The following is a 20,773-nucleotide window of genomic DNA, read 5'->3' as shown; positions in this document are numbered from 1 at the left end:
CATCATTTAGATGGTCGAAGAATTTGGTCAATGATGAGGCTCCAATACGGAAAACAAAAATGAAATTGAGTTTTAAGCGTTTCAAGATATTTGAGATACGAAAGGAAGAACGCTGGCCCGCACTGGTGCTAGTCATCCTTTTGCTGTTCCTGAATTTTCTCTGCATCAATCATTATTTTGATGATTTTTCTTTGTTGTACAGAGATTATCGCTGGATCTTTATCCGGGATTTCCATGTATCCGGTTTTGACCCGTTGACCTATGCTGCCCTTTCATCATGGGGATTGCTCTATGACGTTTACCGCCATCCTTTACTCGCATTCTTCATGTATATTCCTTATGCGGTAAACCAACTGCTGATTTTGATCACGGGAATCAATTGTGCACAGTTTGTCATCGCAGCCATTCTGCTGGTTTGCGGCCTCTATTCATTTATCTTTCTGTATCGCATATTCAGGGAAATCATCAGGTTGACAAGAGTTGATTCCCTCATCCTTTCTGCACTGCATTATTCGTTTGCCTATGTCATGGTCTCTCTCATGGTGCCCGATCACTTTGGAATTTCAATGTCCCTGCTGATCTTCGTTGTCTATATCGTGGGACGGCAGATAAAATATGGAAAAGTTTTAAAGATTTGGCAGACCCTGGTCTTGTTTCTGTTGACGGCAGGCGTATCCTTGAATAATGGTGTCAAGGTATTTCTCGCGGCTCTGTTCTCCAATAAGAAAAAGTTCTTTTCTGCCAAGTATTTTCTTTCGGCAGTTTTTATACCATCCTTCTGTATCTTCTTCTTTGCCTTCTTGGAGTACCACTGTATCGTGATTCCACGGGAGCAAAGGCATAAAGCGAAGATGGAGCAGATTCGGGAGAATAAGGATCTCAGAATCGCCCAGCACTTCCGTGATACAACGAGTTTGAAAGATCCGGAAGTCATTCAGTCGAGGGTTCAGGGAATCCTCTCTAACTTGAAAAAACAGCGTGAACTGAAGGCTGAGCACTCAGTCAGTACACTGCATACAGGGAAACCGATCAAACACAAGATGTTCTTGGATTGGACGGACATCTCTACATCCAGATCACAGACCATTGTGGAGAATCTGTTCGGGGAATCCCTTCAATTGCACAAGCACCATCTGCTGGAAGATGTCTTGGATTCAAGGCCGGTCATTGTCCATTATAGTCATGTGTGGAACTATATCGTAGAAGGACTGATTGTCGCCTTGTTCGGGCTGGGGATATGGTGTGGACGAAAGCATCGGGTGATGTGGATGTGCCTGAGTTTTTTCGCTTTTGACATGTTTATTCATTTGGGATTGGGGTTCGGTATTAATGAGATATACATTATGAGCCCACATTGGCTTTTCATCATTCCTCTTGTCATAGGTTATCTCCTCAAGATATTGGAGGGGAGAAAGCGGGTAGGGATGAGAATGCTGATCCTTTGCATCACTACCTTCCTGTTCATGCATAATATCGTATTGATAACTTCGTATTTGCTATAATTGAGAAAAAGTGAACGTTATAAAGAGAAACAGTAAATCAAATCTTGGAGATCGATCGGCTCTTGCCTGCTCCCATTCGTGGAAATCTGACAACCTGATTAAAATATTCAAGATTCGAAGGGATGAATGCTGGTTGGCGGTAGTAAGTTTGTTGATATTTACTTTCTTCAATGCTCTGGTCATAGCAAGTCATTTCAAACTTTATACTTTAGGAGCAAAGGGCGGGTTTTACACCATTTTCTATAAGCATTTCCAGATGTCGGGATATGACTGTTGGTCGTGGATTGCTGCTTCCGGGTGGCGTATCCATTTTGAGACCATCCGCCACCCTCTGCTGATGACGATACTGTACCCGTTTTATTTACTCGATCATACGTTAATTCATTTGACGGGAGTGAACCTCACCGTCTTCATGATTGCCGTTGTACTGGTTTTCTGTGCTGTTTATTCTTTCCTGTTCATGTTCCGGGTGTTCCATGAAGTCGTAGGATTAAACAGATCGGATTCCAGTCTTCTGACATTTTTGTTTTTTTCATTTGCCCATGTGTTGATCCCAACAATGGTGCCTGACCATTTCGTGATTTCGATGCTGTTGCTGACATTGACGATGTATGTTGCCGGTATGAAGATGAAAACCGGAAAACTGTTTCCTGCAATCTGGTCCTTTGTCTTGGTGTTCCTCTCTGCCGGAATTTCTGCGACCAATGGCGCAAAGATCATCCTGGCAGGTGTCTTTGCAAACGGCCGTCGCTTCTTTACGTGGAAAAATGTCTTGTTGGGCGTGGTTCTTCCCCTTGCTCTACTTTTGGGAATACAACGCTGCCAATACCATGCAGTGGAGGTCCCGCAGCAGGAAGCCATCCATAAGATCGAAGAGGCAAAATGGAGAAAGGACTCTGTACACGTCATGGCGCATCAAGCCAGTCGTAATCAATGGCTGCGTTCGCACGGAGTGGTATCATCGGGAAAGGGTCTGTTGACGAGTATGATGAATTTTGAAACTCCTCGTGGTAAAACACTGATAGAGAATTTCTTCGGGGAATCATTCCAGTTGCATCAGCAGCATTTGATGGAAGATCTGTCGTGGAACAGACCAGTCTTCGTGGCATATAACTGGGTATTGAATTATATCGTAGAAGGACTGATAGTGGGTTTGTTCGTTTGTGGAATCTGGCGGGGTATACATTCCAGATTCCTACAGATGCTGCTCACTTGGTTCGCCTGTGACGTGACCTTGCATTTGATCTTGGGTTTCGGTATTGGAGAGGTCTATATCATGACGTCAGGATGGGCGTTCATTATCCCAGTCTCAATAGCCTATTTGATAAAAGGCATGCAAGAAGGTCCGAGAAAGTATTTGAGAATCTTCCTGATCATTTTGACAGTTTATCTTTGGCTTTATAATGGAATCCAATTAACCGATTATTTATTGCGGGGGATGCAATAAATGGAAGTTTCCACTGAAAATCAAGCCGATTGATAGGCACAGCAAGCAACATTCTTTTTCTGCATAGACAGAAGATCGAGGGTAGAGTAGACGTGCCTTTGCAACTTCAAAATGCCTCCTCTTTTATCGAATCAAAGAGGACTTGGATGTCTCGAGAAATAGCACTTCATACTTTCGAGAAAGTCGGCGCTCTGTTTCTCGAAAGAAGCGGTCAAGTTTCGAGAAACTACCATTTGGTCATTTTCTAGTGCCAGTACGTTCCCTTCAATCCTTGATAGCCGGCATTATTTTGTGAAAAAGTTATCAATAAACGAGTTTGTGAAACTCATGTTCTGAAAGGTCATTTCCCGTTCAAGAAGTCAGGCAAGAGGATCGGTTCTGTCGTCAATGTCCTCCTTTACGATGGAACACATAGTTCAGGCAGTCCCTTTGGATTTTGGCATGTCCGAACCTCATGATCAGGTAATAGACCGCTACAGCGATGATGATTTTCAGAATCAGTTTGATGATGAGGCTATCGATGGTCAGTGTTGCCGCATAAGCCAAGCCTACCGCGATGAGCGCAGAGAGCATGAAAGGGATACTGTCCTGAAGGAGGTTGAAGAAAGTATAACCGATGATCTTCTTAAGAGGGATTTGCCATGCTACAGTCCAAACCATGTAAAAGAGAGAATAGACAGTGATCATGGTAAGTATTCCATAGCGTGAGAATGCCAGGATAATCGCACATTGCAGAATGATCTGGATAATGTTGACCCACATGAACAGATCAGACCTGCCGTGACTGATCAGTAGGTTCTGAAGTGGAAGGTAGAGCGGTGACATGGCGCCGCTGATGCAGAGGAGTTGGAGAATGGGGATACTGTCTGCCCACTTGTCCGAAATCAGGAGAATGATGAATTCGGGGGCAACGATCGCTAATCCGAACATGGCGGGGAAAACAAGATAAGAAGTAAAACGCATCATTTTCCTCAGAATGTTCAATTGCCGGTCTTTCTGATCCTGGATGGAAGCAAATACAGGTTGTGCTACTTGCGCGATCATTCCCGATACTGTCGAGGAAGCCATCCCATTCCATTTGCTGGCCTGTGTGAAATTACCTACCGTCTTGACCGATAGAATCCTGCCGAAAATGACGGTCAGAATATTGCCGCTGATTTGTCCGATGACATTGGTAATCAGAATCTTACTGCTGAAACCGAACATCTCTTTCACAGGTTGGAAGTCGATGTGCAGTGAAGGTCTCCAAGGGATGAAGAAAAATTTACCCAGACTTTGCAGACCGACATAAATGAGTTGTTGTGTCACGATGCTCCAATACCCCATTCCGCAAAAGGCCATGATGATTCCGCCTACACCGGACAATGCCAAAACAGACACTCTCAAGATGGAAGTCTGTTTGATCATCAGATACTTATACAAGTAGGCCTGTGGCACGATGCCGAGAGCAGAAAGGAGAATGCACAGGAAGTCGACTCTTGACAAGAGGATCAGTTTAGGTTGGTGAAAGAAATCCGCAATCAGCGGAGCACAGAAAAACAAGATGATATACAAGATGATCCCCATGATATTACAAAACCAGAAAACGGAGTTGTAATCATTGTCCGTGGGATGTTTCTTATTCGTAAGAGCGGAAGTAAAACCACTCTCCTGCAAGGTCGTCGCAATCGCGCTGAATATGGTCAGCATCCCGATGAGCCCATAATCTGCTGGTAAAAGTAATCTGGCCAGGAAAATGCCGATGACAGCATTCAAGATTTGCATGCAACCGTTATTCATTGCCGCCCATAATAGGCCTGAGGCAGTTTTTTCTTTAAGGGAACTCATGGCGTGTTTGCTAAATGAATAGTGCAAAAGTAGTGTTTAATCATTGAATTTCAAAGAAAAAAATGTATTTTTGCAAAAAGAGTTGCCCTCGTTGATGGTCTAAGGGGCTGTAAGGCCTTATTCCTCAATATCTTTAGAAAGAAGTAATGACAATATATTATTATCATAATATTCCGGCTTTCACAGTTTATAAGAAATGGACTGAAGGATTATTGCCCGGACATCTGCTTTATGGCGCTACTCATCTTCATGAATACCATGTGCGCGTGATCTATCACCAACCGGTGATGACCCCCTATCGGTGGAAATTGTCTTTGCATACTGCCTGGCGCATCTGGAGGCGTCGGAAAGAGATTGATGCCGTGTATGCCACTACCTTCAGGGGCCTCGAACTGATCATCTTCCTGCGGGCGCTCGGTCTGTTTCCTCATCCAGTCGTCTGTTGGCATCATCAGCCTGCCGTTACTGCCCGAAATCCCATTCGGGAGATTCTCGCAAGACTGTTTTATAAGGGACTTGATGAAACGATTTTCTTTTCTGAGAAACTGGTAAAGGATTCCCTGAAAACCGGGAAAATCCATGCCGAGCACGCTCATGTCGTCCGTTGGGGAGCTGACTTGGACTTCTATGACCGGCTGATGGCTTCTATGCCCGGCATACAGCATCACGGGTTCGTTTCTACCGGTAAGGAACGTCGGGACATGCCTACATTGGTCAAGGCTTTTAATTTGACGGAAGCACCTTTGGATATCTATATCTGCAGGATAGACAGGGGATTCAACTATGAGCAACTCTTCGAATCTCTGTCTCTGCATCCGAATGTAAAAGTGCATTATATTTCGGGTAACGTCATCGTTGACCTTGCCAGAAAAGTGTATCAATCCGCCTGTGCAGTCATCTGTTGCCGGGAATCCAACTATACCGTCGGGTTGACGACGATAGTCGAGGCTTTGGCTTTAGGGGTCCCCATCATTTGCAGTAAAAATGTCCAGTTGCCTATGGACATCGAGAAAGAAGGATGTGGACTGACAGTAGGTTATGGGGATGTAGACGGCTGGGTCAAGGCTATCCGGTACATCTCCTCTCATCCTGAAGAGGCCCTGAAAATGGGTCAACGGGGGCGTGCTTTAGCTGAGAAATATTATAATGACCGGGAATGTGCCAGGGAAGTTGCAGATATCCTACACCGACTGAATTTGAAAAAATGATCGGCAGGACTCTTACATTCCAATCTTTTTGTCTTTCAGAGAAGATGATTGCCTTTGGCAGACCCGTTCTTCAGATATGCAGCTATCGATACGGCTTTTTTGAGATAACTGAAGGAAAGTCTAGGAACTTAAAGGATTTGATGCTATCTTTGTAGAAAATAATATATGAACCACAATGTCGAAAGTTTATAATACAGGCGAGACAGAGGAAGAGCTCCGGAGAAAATACAATCCCGACGGCTCGACACTCAGGAAGGCACAATTGAGGATGGTCGATATGGCCGTCTATCTGCAGGAGACTGCTAAAAAGTTAGGCATCCCTTGTCGTCTGGATGGCGGAAACGTGCTGGGGGCACTCCGTCATGGTGGATTTATCCCTTGGGATGATGATATGGATTTTGTGGTGGCGCATCAGGATTTCAAGCGACTTTGCCGTTATCTGAAAGACCATCCGCACCCCCAATATGTCTTGCAGGACAATGAAACAGATAAAGGCTACTATAAAGAGTGGGCGATGCTGAGAGACTTGAAAAGCCACACCGTCAGTCATGAGTCGCATGACAGCCAAGATCGCAGATGCTTTGAAGCACAAAAATACAATGGTTTGCACATCGATATCTTCCCTTATGAAGATCATATGATCCCATGGTTGCAACGGCTGGCCGGGAAATTGTCAGTGAATGTCAATCTGAAATTTGCAGGCGTACATCCGCATATGGCCCAGTTTTCCTATGAGGTATTACATCATTTGCTCTTCCCTGTATTTCGTCTTTTCGGTCATCTGTTCGGGGATAAACAGTCTTGTATGCATTCCTATGGCGCATGGTTCTACGAGCGGCATCCGAAACGATATTTAGTCCCTCACGGGAATTTGGTGTTTGAAGGACATCATTTTGAAGGCCCTGCACAACCAGAAGCATTCTGTCGTATAGCTTATGGGAATTACATGGAACTTCCCCCCTTGGATCAGCGTGACCGCCACAAGGTGGATATCGTCATTGATGAATAAAATAAAAAGAGATTCTTATGAATATAGCCGTTATTTTTGCCGGAGGTTCAGGTGCCCGGATGCATACGAAATCGAAACCTAAACAGTTTTTGGATCTAAATGGAAAACCGATTATCATCTATACGCTGGAACTGTTTGATGATCATCCTTTGATTGATGGCATTGTGGTGGCTTGCATTGAAGGTTGGATACCTTTCTTGAAAAAGCAACTGCGTAAATTTGAGATCACGAAAGTGATGAAGATTGTCCCGGGTGGGACTACGGGCCAGGACTCCATCTACAATGGTCTAGAGGCTGCTTGTGAATTCTCAAAATCCAAAGACGATATCGTCCTGATCCATGACGGCGTGAGACCGCTGATTACGGATCAGACGATTACGGATAATATAAATAAGGTGAAAGAGTGCGGCTCTTGTATTACGTGCGTTCCGGCAACAGAAACTTTCATCGTGAAGAAAAAAGATGATTACCTGGAGATTCCGAAGCGCTCAGATTCCCTGATTGCCAGAGCACCGCAGAGTTTTTACTTGCAAGATATTTGGAAAGCTCACCGGCAGGCGAGGGAAGAAGGGCATCATGACTTTATAGATTCCTGTACGATGATGAGTTCTTATGGTTATAAATTGGGTACGATATTGGGACCTATGGAGAATATCAAGATTACGACACCTACGGATTATTTTATCTTAAGGGCAATGATCAAGGTTCATGAAGACCAACAGATATTTGGTATTTTATAATTTCCGAATAACACTAAAGATAATTCGTGAAGCATGACGGTTAATAGAATATTAGAAGAGGATATCAATCTTTTTGTTTCCCACTTTTCTCTTTATGAGGAATTACGAGGAAAGTCACTGACCATAACAGGCGCAACGGGTCTGTTGGGATCTTGCATGGTGAGGTGCTTGCTGGCTTTGAATACGAAATATCATCTCGATATCAGGATCGTGGCAGTCGTAAGAAATGTAGAAAAAGCTCAACTGATGTTTGGAAAGGAGGATGGGATCCTTTCCTATTATGTATGTGATTTCTCATCGGTCACTTCATTCGTACCCCCTCATACAGACTATCTGATACATTTTGCCAGTCCTACGGCTTCCAAATATTTTGTCGAACATCCTGTAGAAACGTTGCAGACAGGGGTGAACGGTATTGAAAGAGTGCTGGACTTCGCCCGTAAGAATCCTTTGGATTCTGTGGTCTTTATTTCTTCTATGGAAGTTTACGGTTCGGTGTATGACGACAGTAAATCTTTGCAGGAGAGTGAGCAAGGATTTTTGGACCCGATGTTGACGCGGAGCAGTTATCCGATGGCAAAGCGGGCTGCAGAATGTTTTTGCCGATGCTTTTATGAAGAGTATCAGGTACCAGTAAAGGTCGCCCGGTTGGCTCAAACTTTCGGAGCGGGTGTCTCTAAGGATGATCACCGGGTCTTTGCCCAGTTCTCTAGAGCTGTACTTGAAGGGAAAAATATTCAACTTTACACGAAAGGTGAGGTTAAACATTGCTATTGCTATACAATGGATGCTGTGAGCGGGATTTTGTATATCCTATTGCACGGAAAGGATGGCGAGGCTTATAATGTGGCGAATGAACAGACTTATATATCTATCATAGATATGGCAAGATTCCTTTGTCGTGAATTCAATCCCCAACTCCAACCTGTCATCGAACTGAAAGAAAATATGGGTTATCCGCCTACTACAAAATTACGCTTGTCCACTCAAAAGATCCGTGCCTTGGGCTGGGCACCTGAATATGATCTGAAAAGGATGTTCGAGAGACTCCTTTTGTCAATGAAAGAAGACAATAGATGATCCTGATAAATTGGCGAATGAGGATCACCGTTATTGTTTTTGAGGTGCAGTAAGAGAAGGCGTTTTGTGGGCGTTATTGGATTTTCCAAAAGCTAATCGCAAGACAACTTCCATACACATCTCAGGCGCCAATATCCCAAAGTGGTCTGTCATGGCCAGTAGTTTGGTCATAGACCAGATATCCGTAACGGTCTCCAGTCCCTTTTGGTAAATGTCATCGACAACGTGCTGGCGTGTTTCCCGGGTGCACGTCCGATCGAATATGATCAGGCAGTTTTTGGTCGGAGCCTCAACAAAAGCAATGCGGATAGCAGGCCATGTACTATAGATAATATAATTCTTCAGTTTTTCCTTATCCTTTTCCGGTGTCAGGAGGAGGACATTTACTGTCGCGCCGATCCAGTCGATATGCGACTGTTTGTGCTCATCCAAGTGGAAATAATCAGACAAGGTCTTTTCATCTACTTCTTTCATTCTGGCAATCGTATTTCTTTCCAGAGTGTCAGGATCGACAGGTGAAAGGATATCCGTCCCATTGTCACTGATAGAGAGCATATAACCTTTTGTGATGTCTTTGGCAAACAGATAGCGGCCTTTCGATTTCCCGACTCCAAATCCGTTGCCGATAAAGAGTTTTGAGATTTTGATAATAGATGGTTTCATGATGTTTCCTGTTTGTATGAATTTTTATATTTTTGGATTTCCAAATTGTATTTGGCGATCCGCAGTCCTAATACCCGTTCTGTGATACCGAGTTGTATGGCAGCTTTGGAAATATTTCCTTTCGTTAGAATGAGGGTATCAATAATCATCTGTTTCTCCACTTTGTCCAAGATGATATGCAGAGTCCCTTTATGCATGGTGTTGGAAGATACGCCGGTCTGCAGTGTCGGGGGCAGGTCATAGGAGTGGATGACACCGTCTGCACTGAGAATCATGGCCCTTTCGATGACATTTTCCAGTTCTCTGATATTCCCGGGCCACGAATAGGTCATCAGCATGTCCAGTGCAGAACCGGTGATACGTTTGACCTTCGTTCCGTTTTTCTTGTTGATCTTGACTATGAAATAGTCGGTGAGCATCGGAATGTCAGCAGTGCGTTCACGTAGGGCGGGGACATAGATGGGGAAGACATTAAGACGGTAATACAAGTCTTCGCGAAATAGGTTGTCCTTGATGAGTTGTTCCAGATTCCGGTTGGTTGCCGTAATGATCCTCACATCAATGTCTATCGGTTTCGTACCGCCGATCCGTTCGATTTGCCGCTGTTGGATCACCCTCAATAATTTGACCTGGATGGCAGGGGAGAGTTCTCCGATTTCATCCAGGAAAAGCGTACCTTTGTTCGCCATTTCGAATTTTCCGATGTGCTGATTTGTCGCGCCTGTAAAAGACCCTTTTTCATGTCCGAAAAGTTCACTTTCAATGAGGTTCTCAGGAAAGGCAGAGCAGTTGATCTTGATAAAAGGTTTATCCGCACGGCGACTGGCATTGTGGATGGCTTCAGCAATCAGTTCCTTGCCTACACCGCTTTCCCCCCTGATCATGACGGTTGTATTCTTTGGGGCAACTTTTTCTATCAGGTCGTACAAGTTGCGCATGATAGCCGTATTGCCTATGATATTCTCCGGACGGTTGCTCGTCCCATTCTTTAAGTGTCTGTTTTCTGCTCTAAGTTGGTTGAGTTCTTCGATTTGCCGGCTTCGTGCAGATACATTCTGACCGATCAGCATCCCGATGATGCTCAGAAACTTGATTTCGGCGTTGAAGTCAATATTTCCGGTATGTATTTTGTGGATAGACAGTGTGCCTCTGACTTCGTTTTTCATAATGACGGGCACACAGAGAAAGGCCACAATTTCTCCTTCCTTAATAATTACTCCCGTTTTATTGAGGAAATGGTCATTAGTCGTAATATCCCTGATGATGACAGGATGCCCCGTCTCTACTACTTTCCCGGTAATCCCTTCACCGATTTTATAGACTCCCCTTCGCTTTTCTTCTTCTGTAAGTCCATAGGCAGCGTTGATCATAATCGTCTCGTTATCCTGGTCAATGATTGTGATAGCTCCCCGCTTTGCACCTAAAAACTCACATAACTTTTTCATTACAACTTCCAGATCCCTGTCCAAGTCTGTCCCGTGACTGATCGTGTGACTGATATCTACTAGGAATGTTAGATCAGAATCGGCATAGCAATTTCTTTTGTATTTGTCACAATACATAGGTTATCCTTCCTGTTAAAAAGTGAGACTTCTGATGCAAAGATAACATCTTTTATTCGATAAATGAAAGTTTAATCGGATAAAATCGAGCAGAGTGACTTCTTTTTTATGATCTGACTATCCGCTTGCAAATACGGGCTACTTCATCCGGAGATACACTTCTCTTTGTCATCTGGGCAGTCTTGTGGATTTCGTTCATGATCTGCATCAACTGGGTATCATTGACATTCTCGTCTTGGCCCTTCAGAAACCGTCTCAGCAGATTCCTGCCGGAATGTTTCCCGAATAGCAAAGACGTACTTTGCCGTCCGATGAGCCGCCCGTCAAATGCTTGGAAAGCTGTCACGTCAAATAGAGTTCCTTGAGTGTGTATACCGGATTCATGACTAACTGCCATTTTTCCACAGATCGGTTTCCCTTCAGGAATAGGCCTTCCCGATATGCTGGACACGAAACGGCAGAGATCATATAGTTTTTCGGTATGATATTTCCGTTTCCGGGTTATTAGGGTAATGGCCGTGATAACTTCTTCCAGTGCGGCATTACCCGCTCTTTCTCCTATTCCGTTGACTGTAACACTCAAATGTTCTGCTCCTGATTGCCATGCTGTCACAGTATTGGCTGTGGCCATGCCGAGATCATTATGACCATGGAAGTCAATGAGTATGTTTCCACAGTACGACTTGACATGTTGGATGAGACTTTGGGTAGAGAGGGGACTCAGAATACCTGTTGTATCGGCAAGTCGGATGCGGTAGACATGAAATTTGGCAGCTAGTTGTATAAACTGTCTTAACCTTTCCGGATTGCTTCGACTGGCATCCTGAGCCCCGAGACTGACATACTGAAACTTTTCCCGCGCGTAAGCCAGTACTTTGGGGAGTGTTGCTGAGATCCACTGACCGTCTTTATGCATCGCCTGTAATTGAATTTCGGAAACGGGAAAAGCAATATGTATGGCAACTGCTCCCGTGGTTGCAGCTGCATCAATATCTTCCTTTAGTGCCCGGCTCCAGACACAAATCCTGGCATGAAGTCGTAACTCGCACATCTGGCGTATGGTCTGGCGAACTTCTTCGCCCATTGCCGGTGTCCCTGCTTCTATTTCGTCAATCCCCGTTTCGTCGAGCATTTGAGCCAGTTTTAGTTTTTCTTCTCTTGTAAAAGCTATTCCTGGTGCCTGTTCTCCATCCCGGAGAGTTGAATCAATAAGATAGGGACTCGTTAAATCTATTTGCATGTTATCCTCCTTCTGTGTCCTTTACCTTTTTCTATCCCTTACAATCTTTCTTCTTTTGTGTGCTCATCCGCAACCGTTTCCTGTTCCTCGACAGGATTCCCCGCATCGGGTATAATCTCCTTTGCATAGGGTGCGGATAGGCAGATTCAGATAGATGGCGTCAAGTCCTGCATCAATTAGTCCGGTCATTTGAATCACCTTTACCCCGTTGCCTTGCAGGACCTTCATCGGGGTTGACCCGATACCTGCTACGAGGATGGCCTGGCAGTCTACTAATGTCTTTCGTGCCAGTTCTTTCCATCGTTCCATCCCCCTTCCTTCGGGTGGCGTATTACGGGTTTCTACAAAATGGTATCCGTTAGGGGTCTGCTCGAAGATGTATACTTTATCGGCTTCACCCAAGTGCATGTTAACTAACAAACCTTCGTAGCTTGCGACGGCTACGCGTGTGCGTCCTTCACCTTTGTTGACGACCATGGTTGAAAATTGTCCGATCATATTCATAGCTTCCAGATTGTCGTGCCCTAAAAGTCCGGCGGCATCAGCCCTGCATCTTGCGCAGTGGGTCATGGGTCGGATATAATGGCATATTTTTGACTTGATTTCTTTCATCTCTAACTTGGAGGGTTCGCCAAGTCTTTCGAAGTCGGTGTTCTCTGTCGGGTACATAGGAATACAGTTCATCGTGTCGGCGCCGAGTTTTCCCACTGTTTTGGCCAGTTCTTCTATCTCCCCGTCGTTGATTCCCGGACAGACGACCGTATTGATTTTGACAATGATATTTTTCTTCTTGAGCAACGGGATACATTTGAGTTGTTGTTCCAAGAGAATCTTTCCCCCTTCGGCCCCTCTGTAAACTCGGCGCTTGTATCGTACCCAACGGTAAATTTTGCCCAAGGTCTCGGGGTGCAGGGAATTGATGGTTAAAGTCACGTGGGACACGCCGATCTCTGCGAGTTGATCGATATAGGGTTCCAGGTCTAGTCCGTTAGTTGACAGGCAGAACAGCAGATCCGGGAATTCCTTATGGGCCAGTTTCATCGTCATCAATGTCTCTTCAGGGTTGGCAAAAGGATCTCCCGGTCCGGCGATACCGATCACACTGATATTCGGCATCTTCTTACGGAGAGCTTTCATGTAATGCACGGCCTGAAGAGGAGACAGGACACTGCTGGTCACTCCCGGCCGACTCTCATTGGTACAGTCGTATTTGCGGTTGCAGTAGTTGCACTGGATATTGCATTTGGGGGCTACGGGCAGGTGTACTCGGGCGAATTTCGCTCTTGCTTCAAGATTGAAACATGGATGTCTTGTGATATCTTTTTGCATATTCATGTCCTTTAGTGGGTTTACATATATTTATAACCTATGGGAGATTTCCTCTGGATATTCTCAAGTAGGGTGTTGACGATGTTTTCGAATAGGATGGCAGTACCTTCGTAGCCTAATATCCGATTGTGTTGTGCACCGATCCTGTCGTGGATGGGAAAACCTGTCCTGACGATAGGGATGTCCAACTTGCGGGCAATGTAATACCCTTTGCTGTTCCCGATGAGCAGGTCCAGATTCATCTCTTGGGCAATCCTTTCGGCTCTCCCGAAACTCATCCCTTGTCCGATTACTGCTCCTTCAGGATAGAGGTCTCCTAAAGTCTTTCGTAAAGTCTGTTCAAGTTTTCCGCTTTCTCCTCCGGTAAAGCAGAATACAGGTTGGATACCAACTTCTGCAGCGAATGCGGCCAAGGCTACGACCAGATCCTCTTCTCCGTAAATCATCGCCCTCTTGCCGGAGACATATTTGTGTCCGTCTACATAGAGGTCGATGAGTCGGCCCCGTTGCATCTGATATTTCTCAGGAATGTCCTTGTGGGTAATGAGAGAAAGCAACTTGAAAAATTTATCACTTTCATTGATACCTATTGGCAGTCCCGTCTTTTGGCAGTGGACGCCAAAGGCCTTCTCAAGATATTCCCCTGCAGACTGCGACTTCACATTCTCTTTGAGTTTTCCGTTCCGCCCACCTGAATTGAGGATATATCCCAGTTCTATGGAAACGATAGCATCCGCGCTCCGCCTAAGGTCAGCCAGCGAGGTTCCGCCTTTTGGTATCCGGTAGTAATGGTCCCACGAGGTGCTGTCGAGGGTATCTGAATAATCCGGGAATACCATGGCATCGATGCCAAAGTCGGACGTAATTTCCTTCAAGTGCCGAATATCCTCGGGTGAGATAAAATTGGAGAAGACGTTAATGTGTCCGTCAGTCTTTCCTGAAGTTTTGGCCAAAGCCTTTACCGCAGCGCATACTGCTTCGAGGAAACCATCGTAGTGAGTTCCCTGGTAACTGGGAGTAGAGGCAAAGACCATCTCCGGCAAATCCGGTTGACCGTGGTGAATAGACTTGTATTCGTGGATGAGCCTCGGAACGTCCTCACCTATGGTTTCGCTCAGACAAGTACTGGCTATGGCGATGACTTTGGGGTGATACTGGGAGATGATGTTGTCAATGCCGGTATTGAAGTTTCTGTTTCCTCCGAAGATTGTCGTCTCTTCACTGAAATTTGACGAGGCAATATCCATAGGCTCCCTGAAATGGCTGATCAGATACCGCCGGATATATGTAGCGCAGCCTTGTGAACCGTGCAGCATGGGCAGGGATCCTTCGATGCCCCTGAAGGCAATACAGGCTCCCAGGGGAGCGCATTGCTTGCAGGCATTGCAGGAATAGGCAAATTCTCCGATTTCTTCGGTAGAGCCGTTAAGTGTCTTGAATACGTTTTCTCTCATAAAATGAATATTATGGACCGTAAGTTATTATTTCACGTCTCTCACAAATCTCCATACCGGACTCATGACTGTGGCATACACTTCCTTCGCAAAATTCAGCATGCCGTTATAGCCGGACAGGGCATGCTTCCTTTCGTGGTTGTGGTCCACAAAACCGATTCCGAGTTTGTGAGCGATGGGGCGTTCCTTGACTCCGCCAATAAACAGATCAGCTCCGGTCCGTTTGACAAATTCAGACAATTCCACAGGATTGGAGTCATCTACCAGAATACACCCGTCGTCACAGATGGCCTTCAGCAATTTATAGTCTTCTGTATTACCGGTCTGAGTTCCGGCTATGACCGTTTTTACGCCAATCAGGCGGAGGGCTTTCACGAGGGAAATGGCCTTGAAAGCCCCTCCTACATAAATGGCTGCTTTCTTGCCTTCCAAAGCTTTCTTGTAAGGGGCCAATGCAGGGACCAGCCGCGAGAGTTCTGACGTGACGAGTCGCCTTGCCTTTTCCATGATCTCATCGTTCTTGAAGAACTTGGCCACATCGTATAAAGCGTCCGACATGTCTTCTATTCCGAAATAGGAAACTTTCATATAGGGGATACCGTATTTCTCTTTCATGAGTTTGGCAAGGTAAATCATGGAACCGGAGCATTGGACGACATTCAATTTTGCCCGATGGGCATTCCTGATGTCTTTGACTCTTCCGTCTCCTGTCAGAGTTGTCATGATTTGCACGCCTATCCGGCTATAATAGTCTTGGAGCGTCCATAGTTCTCCAGCCAGGTTGAAGTCTCCCAGTATGTTGATACTATAGGGGGAAGCTTCCTTGCTGTCATCTGTTCCGATCAGGCGTGCCAAAGCTTCGCAGGCAATCTTATAGCCATCTTTCTTGGAGCCTTGGAAGCCTTCAGCCATCACGGGAATCACGGGAATATTCTTCTCGGCCTGGACTTTTTTACAAACCGACTCCACATCGTCTCCGATGACCCCCACAATGCATGTGGAATAGACGAATGCTGCTTTCGGATGAAGTTCGGTAATCAGGTCGCTCAGAGCTTTGTACAACCGTTTCTCACCTCCGAAGATGACATGCTGTTCCCGCAGATCAGTAGAATAGCTGCTTCTGTACAATTGGGGACCGGAGGAAAGAGAGCCTCTGATATCCCAGGTGTAGGAGGCGCATCCGATAGGACCGTGTATAAGATGCAGGGCATCGGCAATGGGGTAGAGGACGACCCTGGACCCGCAGAACACGCAAGCTCTCTGACTGACGGAACCTGCCAGGCTGGGTCTTCCTCCTATCAAATCCCCGGAGTCCTTACCCTTGGTGATGATCTGACCTTCTCTGTCTTGTAAGAATTTTACCATACTATAACTATAAACACATTTGATTTTCTAATGGGTACATGGTCTTTGCAGACAACTACATCTGGAATTCCATTTTCTCCTCACGACAAGTTCTGTCTTGGAAGTCGAGGAGTTCTCTCAAGATGTTGATGGCTAAGTTTTCCGATCCGATGTATCCTGTCTTCGGGAAAAAGTTATGTCCGGCCCGGTCTACGATGGGGAATCCCAATCTGACGAAAGGAACGTTCTCGTCGCGCGCAATGTATTTGCCATAGGTGTTACCCATCAATAGGTCTACGGGTTTTTGCTTGATCCACTGGTGCAACTGGAACATATCTGCTTGTTCACCACTCTTGAATTTGGCTTCGGGAACCTTGTCCTTTAACAACTCAACCATCTTCTCGTCAAAATGCTTTCCCGGTGTACCTGTAACCAAGTAGACTGGTTTCATGTCGAGTGTCAGCAGAAATTCCACGGTTGGGATGAGTATGTCGGGATCCCCGAATAAAGCGACCCGTTTTCCCCAGAAATATTTGGCATTATCTGCAATGAAATCCACCAGCCGTCCACGCTCTTCCGTCAGACTGTCGGGAATTGAAACTCCGGCCAGTTTGCTCAAGGTCATGAGAAACCGGTCAGTAGCTTTTAATCCGATGGGAATTTCTACAGTCTCAAAATCTACACCGCACTTCTCTTTCAATTTGGTACAGGCGTCTAGGGTGCTGTAAGGACCGATGCCTAGAGAACATTTGCTGTCTCCTGTGGCCTTCATCTCCGGAATTGTCGTTCCGCCTTTGGGGAACATGTTGAAAGTCCCTGTCAGAGGAGTGTCCAGAACATTGGTCAGATCGGGGAACACGATGGTCTTGATATTCATCACCTTGGCAATCCTTTTGATTTCATTTATGTCAGAAGGCTCCATCCATCCCGCAACCAGATTGATGGTATTGTCCTTTTTCCCAGTCGTCTGTGAAAAGAACTTGACGAACGCGGCTGTCTGATTGGAATAACCTGTGATGTGCGTACCCTTGTAACTGGGAGTATTGCAATAGATAACTTCCTTACCTTCCGGCACCTTTCCTTCTTCTTTTGCTTTTTCCACGATTTCGTGAAGGTCATCACCGATGGTTTCGGAGAGGCAGGTGGTGTGGACTGCAATGACATCGGGATTATAGACCGTGAATATCGTTTCAATGGCTGAAAGCAGGTTGGCGGAACCTCCAAATACGGAAGAACCTTCTGAGAAGGAACTCGTTGAGGCCAGTACAGGTTCTTTGAAATGTCTGGTCAGGGTACTTCTGTGGTAGGAGCAGCACCCTTGGGACCCATGGCTGTGAGGTAAGCAACCGTGAAGTCCTAAAGCTGCATACATTGCCCCTATGGGCTGACAGATCTTAGCCGGATTGATGGTCAAGGCATGTCTGTCAATCTCCTTAGCTGTTGTGTGACGTAATAGCATAATTTTCCGTTTTAATAATCGTTTTGAACTGGAGAAAGATCAGAGGATCTCCCTATTAACTCATTCTATGGAGAAGGATGTTATTGTGCCTGGGCATAAGTCTTCTTTTCCCATGGGGCTTTAATTTCTTTCCATATACTTGCACCGACCATGGCTTCAATGTCTCTATAGAAGTTGATGGCTCCCTTGAATCCGGCATACGGACCTCCTGAGTCATAATTATGGAGTTGCTTCAGAGGAATACCCAATTTCTGTACGCAGAATTTCTCCTTGATGCCAGCACAGAATACATTGGGATGATATCTTTCAATGAGTTTGTCCATTTCGTACAAACTGATGTCATCGATGACGAGGGTGCCCTTTGACATATCGTGCATCATTCCCTTGTAATCGTTCAGGTCTACTCCCTCTTTGCTGAGTTGATCTATTTCTTCCTGGGTCTTTCTCGGGTGGAATTTCTTTTCGTCTTTTGTTACCGTAATCTCTTCGATATTACGGCTGTCGGCATCAATCTTGATGGTCGGAATGACCCTCCGGCCTTCATAGTCATCCCGATGGGCAAACTCGTATCCTGCCGAGATCGTTTTCATGCCCAGTTCATCAAATAGGGCTTGGTAATGGTGAGCCCGTGAACCTCCTACGAAGAGCATGGCCAACTTGCCTCGAGTCTTGGGATAGATCTCCTCCCGTACTTTTTCTACCTTGTCCATTTCTTCGGCAATCACTTTCTCTACCCGGTCAGTCAGTTCTTTGTCATCAAAATACTTGCAGATCTTCCGAAGCATCTTGACAGTAGAAGTAGCTCCCAGTGGATCGACCTTGATCCAAGGAATCCCATAGGCTGTTTCCATCATTTCTGCTACATAATTGATCGATCTGTGACATACCACTAAATTGAGGTCAGCAGTGTTGGCCTTGTGGTATTTTTCCACTGTCCCATTTCCGCTCAGGGTGGCTACGAGGTTGATTCCGCATTCTTTGAAAATACGTTCCATCTCGAATTCATCACCACCTATATTATATTCTCCCATAAGGTTAATGCGGTATTTCTTCTCATCTTTCTTGACCTCATAGTCGCCCTTTTCGATGATATTTCGGAATAGACCGTTGTTGGCGATGTGGTGCCCGGCTGACTGGGATACGCCCCGGTAACCTTCGCAGGAGAAACCGAAGATGTTGACTTTGTTGTCCAGTTCCTTCATCATCTGTTTTGCAGCTCGGTGGACGTCATCACCTATCAATCCCACCGGGCAAGTCGTGTAAATGGCAATGGTCTTAGGATGAAAGAGTTCGTAAGCTTCCCGGATGGCCTGTTTCAGTTTTTTCTCTCCTCCAAATACGATGTTCTTCTCCTGCATATCCGTCGAAAAACAGTAATTGATGAAGTTGGGGTCGCTGTCACTTGTCGGAAGCGTTTCGTTTCTCCGGGTCAGCCAAGCATAGAAACTACACCCGATAGGACCGTGGACAATATGCACAATATCTCTTGTTGGTCCCATGACTACACCCTTGCATCCTGCGTAAGTGCATCCTCTTTGAGTGATGATGCCTGGTACGGTTCTTACGTTAGCCTGTATTTCAGGAGGGTTGTTCGGATCCTCATTGATCACCATCGACTTCGCCCGTTTCTTCGCTACTTTAGGGGGATACTTCGTGATGATCTCATCACGGAAAGACTTCATGTCTTCCAGAATTGTATCTACATCCCGCTCTGTATTCTTGAGTTCTGCCATAATTATTCTTTTTGTTTTGTGTAAATATCCTGTACTACGGTCTATCAGCGGAGAGGCGCTTTTCTAACTCATGATGCCGAAATCGCCTAGCATGCTCTCCAACTCGTTCATCTCGAGTGGTGTAGGGATGACTTTCATGGTGTTTCCGTCTATTTTCTCAGCCAGTTCCCTATATTGGTCGGCTTGTGGATGCTTGGGATCGTGTTCGATGACGGTTTCCTTTTTTATTTCAGCATGCTGCACTTCATTGTCTCTCGGAATGAAATGGATCATCTGTGTGCCCAGTCTATGTGCGAATTCTTCAATCATTTTTGATTCGTTGTCTACCTTTCTGGAATTGCAGATGAGGCCACCTAGTCTTACGGTACCAACTTTTCCGAATTTAGCGATAGACTTGCAAATGTTGTTTGCAGCATACATAGCCATCATTTCTCCGGAACAGACAATGTACACTTCCTGGGCTTTGCCGTCTCGAATAGGCATGGCAAAACCACCGCAAACCACATCTCCCAAGACATCATAGAAAACATAGTCCAGTTTTTTGTCTTCATCATATGCTCCGAGTTGTTCCAGAAGGTTGATAGAGGTGATGATACCTCTTCCGGCACAACCCACTCCCGGCTCCGGACCTCCGGATTCGACGCAGTTCGTGTTTCCGAACCCTTGTTTCATTACTGCATTCAGATCAATGTCTTCGCCTTCCTCACGCAAAGTGTCCAATACGGTTTTCTGAGCCATACCGTGTAGTAACAAACGTGTAGAGTCTGCTTTCGGATCGCATCCTACAACCATTACCTTTTTACCCATTTCGGCCAGTCCGGCTACTGTGTTCTGTGTTGTTGTGGATTTTCCAATTCCACCCTTACCATAAATAGCAATCTTTCTCATAGTTGTGATATTTAAAACTAATACTCTGATACCTTCCTGAAAGTATAGTTCCAAAAAGCGTACCATGATTCAATATGATTGGAGGAAAATAGAAAAGAAGTATACAACTTACTGATTATAAGATAATTGTTAATTGACTTACGTTATCTATATCTAGAGATTGTGGTAGCCTAATATTGGTTGACCACTTTTCTCCTTAAGCCTGAATTAAGTTGTTCATTATTTTCCTTAATCCTACATATGGTTGACATTTTATCTTCTAATCCTGATAAAGGTTGACTTCTATGC

16 protein-coding genes are annotated in these 20,773 nt (G+C 45.4%); 6 read left to right on the top strand and 10 right to left on the bottom strand.

What is annotated here, in order from left to right:
• The first annotated feature begins 59 nt into the window (after positions 1 to 59).
• Positions 60 to 1,502, top strand: coding sequence for a DUF6080 domain-containing protein (locus NG821_RS05265; RefSeq protein ID WP_252760613.1), 1,443 nt, complete (start codon positions 60 to 62; stop codon positions 1,500 to 1,502).
• 94 nt (positions 1,503 to 1,596) lie between these two features.
• Complete coding sequence (locus NG821_RS05260; protein ID WP_252760639.1) at positions 1,597 to 2,949, top strand: DUF6080 domain-containing protein; 1,353 nt, start codon at positions 1,597 to 1,599, stop codon at positions 2,947 to 2,949.
• 384 nt (positions 2,950 to 3,333) lie between these two features.
• Here NG821_RS05260 and NG821_RS05255 read toward each other — a convergent pair whose 3' ends face one another.
• On the bottom strand, positions 3,334 to 4,776 hold the full coding sequence (locus tag NG821_RS05255; protein WP_262921862.1) for a lipopolysaccharide biosynthesis protein: 1,443 nt from the start codon (positions 4,774 to 4,776) through the stop codon (positions 3,334 to 3,336).
• Positions 4,777 to 4,922: 146 nt separating this feature from the next.
• On the opposite strand from NG821_RS05255, the gene NG821_RS05250 reads away from it, so the two are divergent.
• The 4 genes from NG821_RS05250 to NG821_RS05235 all read left to right on the top strand — a co-directional run bounded on the left by NG821_RS05250 (position 4,923) and on the right by NG821_RS05235 (position 8,813).
• Positions 4,923 to 5,984, top strand: coding sequence for a glycosyltransferase family 4 protein (locus NG821_RS05250; RefSeq protein ID WP_252760611.1), 1,062 nt, complete (start codon positions 4,923 to 4,925; stop codon positions 5,982 to 5,984).
• Positions 5,985 to 6,159: 175 nt separating this feature from the next.
• The gene (locus NG821_RS05245; RefSeq protein WP_252760610.1) at positions 6,160 to 6,993 is read left to right on the top strand and encodes a LicD family protein; all 834 of its coding nucleotides are present in this window, start codon (positions 6,160 to 6,162) and stop codon (positions 6,991 to 6,993) included.
• Positions 6,994 to 7,010: 17 nt separating this feature from the next.
• A complete protein-coding gene (locus tag NG821_RS05240; RefSeq protein WP_252760609.1) occupies positions 7,011 to 7,733 on the top strand; it encodes an IspD/TarI family cytidylyltransferase in 723 nt (240 codons plus the stop codon).
• Between the two features lie 33 nt (positions 7,734 to 7,766).
• On the top strand, positions 7,767 to 8,813 hold the full coding sequence (locus NG821_RS05235) for an NAD-dependent epimerase/dehydratase family protein (RefSeq protein ID WP_252760608.1): 1,047 nt from the start codon (positions 7,767 to 7,769) through the stop codon (positions 8,811 to 8,813).
• Positions 8,814 to 8,843: 30 nt separating this feature from the next.
• Here the strand turns inward: NG821_RS05235 and NG821_RS05230 are convergent, their stop codons facing one another.
• The 9 genes from NG821_RS05230 to nifH all read right to left on the bottom strand — a co-directional run bounded on the left by NG821_RS05230 (position 8,844) and on the right by nifH (position 20,485).
• A complete protein-coding gene (locus NG821_RS05230) occupies positions 8,844 to 9,476 on the bottom strand; it encodes a hypothetical protein (RefSeq protein ID WP_252760607.1) in 633 nt (210 codons plus the stop codon).
• On the bottom strand, positions 9,473 to 11,038 hold the full coding sequence (locus NG821_RS05225; RefSeq protein WP_252760606.1) for a sigma-54 interaction domain-containing protein: 1,566 nt from the start codon (positions 11,036 to 11,038) through the stop codon (positions 9,473 to 9,475). Before NG821_RS05225 ends, NG821_RS05230 begins: the two co-directional genes overlap by 4 nt.
• 106 nt (positions 11,039 to 11,144) lie before the next feature.
• Positions 11,145 to 12,278: a homocitrate synthase/isopropylmalate synthase family protein gene (locus tag NG821_RS05220; RefSeq protein ID WP_252760605.1), complete on the bottom strand. Its 1,134-nt coding sequence runs from the start codon at positions 12,276 to 12,278 to the stop codon at positions 11,145 to 11,147.
• A gap of 63 nt (positions 12,279 to 12,341) precedes the next feature.
• Positions 12,342 to 13,607 carry a radical SAM protein gene (locus tag NG821_RS05215; protein WP_252760604.1) on the bottom strand — a complete coding sequence of 422 codons (1,266 nt, stop codon included), beginning with the start codon at positions 13,605 to 13,607 and terminating at the stop codon, positions 12,342 to 12,344.
• Between the two features lie 20 nt (positions 13,608 to 13,627).
• The gene (locus NG821_RS05210) at positions 13,628 to 15,061 is read right to left on the bottom strand and encodes a nitrogenase component 1 (protein WP_252760603.1); all 1,434 of its coding nucleotides are present in this window, start codon (positions 15,059 to 15,061) and stop codon (positions 13,628 to 13,630) included.
• Between the two features lie 27 nt (positions 15,062 to 15,088).
• Positions 15,089 to 16,426, bottom strand: a complete 1,338-nt coding sequence (gene nifE, locus NG821_RS05205) for a nitrogenase iron-molybdenum cofactor biosynthesis protein NifE (protein WP_252760602.1) — start codon at positions 16,424 to 16,426, stop codon at positions 15,089 to 15,091.
• 55 nt (positions 16,427 to 16,481) lie between these two features.
• A complete protein-coding gene (locus NG821_RS05200) occupies positions 16,482 to 17,864 on the bottom strand; it encodes a nitrogenase component 1 (RefSeq protein ID WP_252760601.1) in 1,383 nt (460 codons plus the stop codon).
• 80 nt (positions 17,865 to 17,944) lie between these two features.
• Entirely contained in the window at positions 17,945 to 19,597 is a 1,653-nt protein-coding gene (locus tag NG821_RS05195; protein ID WP_252760600.1) for a nitrogenase component I subunit alpha, read from the bottom strand.
• Between the two features lie 63 nt (positions 19,598 to 19,660).
• The gene (nifH, locus tag NG821_RS05190; protein WP_252760599.1) at positions 19,661 to 20,485 is read right to left on the bottom strand and encodes a nitrogenase iron protein; all 825 of its coding nucleotides are present in this window, start codon (positions 20,483 to 20,485) and stop codon (positions 19,661 to 19,663) included.
• Positions 20,486 to 20,773 lie beyond the last annotated feature (288 nt).

Origin of the sequence: Segatella cerevisiae, assembly GCF_024054555.1 — a bacterium.
In the GTDB taxonomy this organism is placed as follows: Bacteria; Bacteroidota; Bacteroidia; order Bacteroidales; family Bacteroidaceae; genus Prevotella; species Prevotella cerevisiae.
The sequence above is the reverse complement of the archived record's forward strand: the minus strand, read 5'-3'. Positions and strand labels throughout refer to the sequence as shown.

Bases quoted from the DNA above. Each gene is read 5' to 3' on its own strand.
- NG821_RS05265 (WP_252760613.1), top strand. From the start codon at position 60: ATGAAATTGAGTTTTAAGCGTTTCAAGATATTTGAGATACGAAAGGAA.
- NG821_RS05255 (WP_262921862.1), bottom strand. From the start codon at position 4,776: ATGAGTTCCCTTAAAGAAAAAACTGCCTCAGGCCTATTATGGGCGGCA.
- NG821_RS05250 (WP_252760611.1), top strand. From the start codon at position 4,923: ATGACAATATATTATTATCATAATATTCCGGCTTTCACAGTTTATAAG.
- NG821_RS05245 (WP_252760610.1), top strand. From the start codon at position 6,160: ATGTCGAAAGTTTATAATACAGGCGAGACAGAGGAAGAGCTCCGGAGA.
- NG821_RS05240 (WP_252760609.1), top strand. From the start codon at position 7,011: ATGAATATAGCCGTTATTTTTGCCGGAGGTTCAGGTGCCCGGATGCAT.
- NG821_RS05235 (WP_252760608.1), top strand. From the start codon at position 7,767: ATGACGGTTAATAGAATATTAGAAGAGGATATCAATCTTTTTGTTTCC.
- NG821_RS05230 (WP_252760607.1), bottom strand. From the start codon at position 9,476: ATGAAACCATCTATTATCAAAATCTCAAAACTCTTTATCGGCAACGGA.
- NG821_RS05225 (WP_252760606.1), bottom strand. From the start codon at position 11,038: ATGTATTGTGACAAATACAAAAGAAATTGCTATGCCGATTCTGATCTA.
- NG821_RS05220 (WP_252760605.1), bottom strand. From the start codon at position 12,278: ATGCAAATAGATTTAACGAGTCCCTATCTTATTGATTCAACTCTCCGG.
- NG821_RS05215 (WP_252760604.1), bottom strand. From the start codon at position 13,607: ATGCAAAAAGATATCACAAGACATCCATGTTTCAATCTTGAAGCAAGA.
- NG821_RS05210 (WP_252760603.1), bottom strand. From the start codon at position 15,061: ATGAGAGAAAACGTATTCAAGACACTTAACGGCTCTACCGAAGAAATC.
- nifE (WP_252760602.1), bottom strand. From the start codon at position 16,426: ATGGTAAAATTCTTACAAGACAGAGAAGGTCAGATCATCACCAAGGGT.
- NG821_RS05200 (WP_252760601.1), bottom strand. From the start codon at position 17,864: ATGCTATTACGTCACACAACAGCTAAGGAGATTGACAGACATGCCTTG.
- NG821_RS05195 (WP_252760600.1), bottom strand. From the start codon at position 19,597: ATGGCAGAACTCAAGAATACAGAGCGGGATGTAGATACAATTCTGGAA.
- nifH (WP_252760599.1), bottom strand. From the start codon at position 20,485: ATGAGAAAGATTGCTATTTATGGTAAGGGTGGAATTGGAAAATCCACA.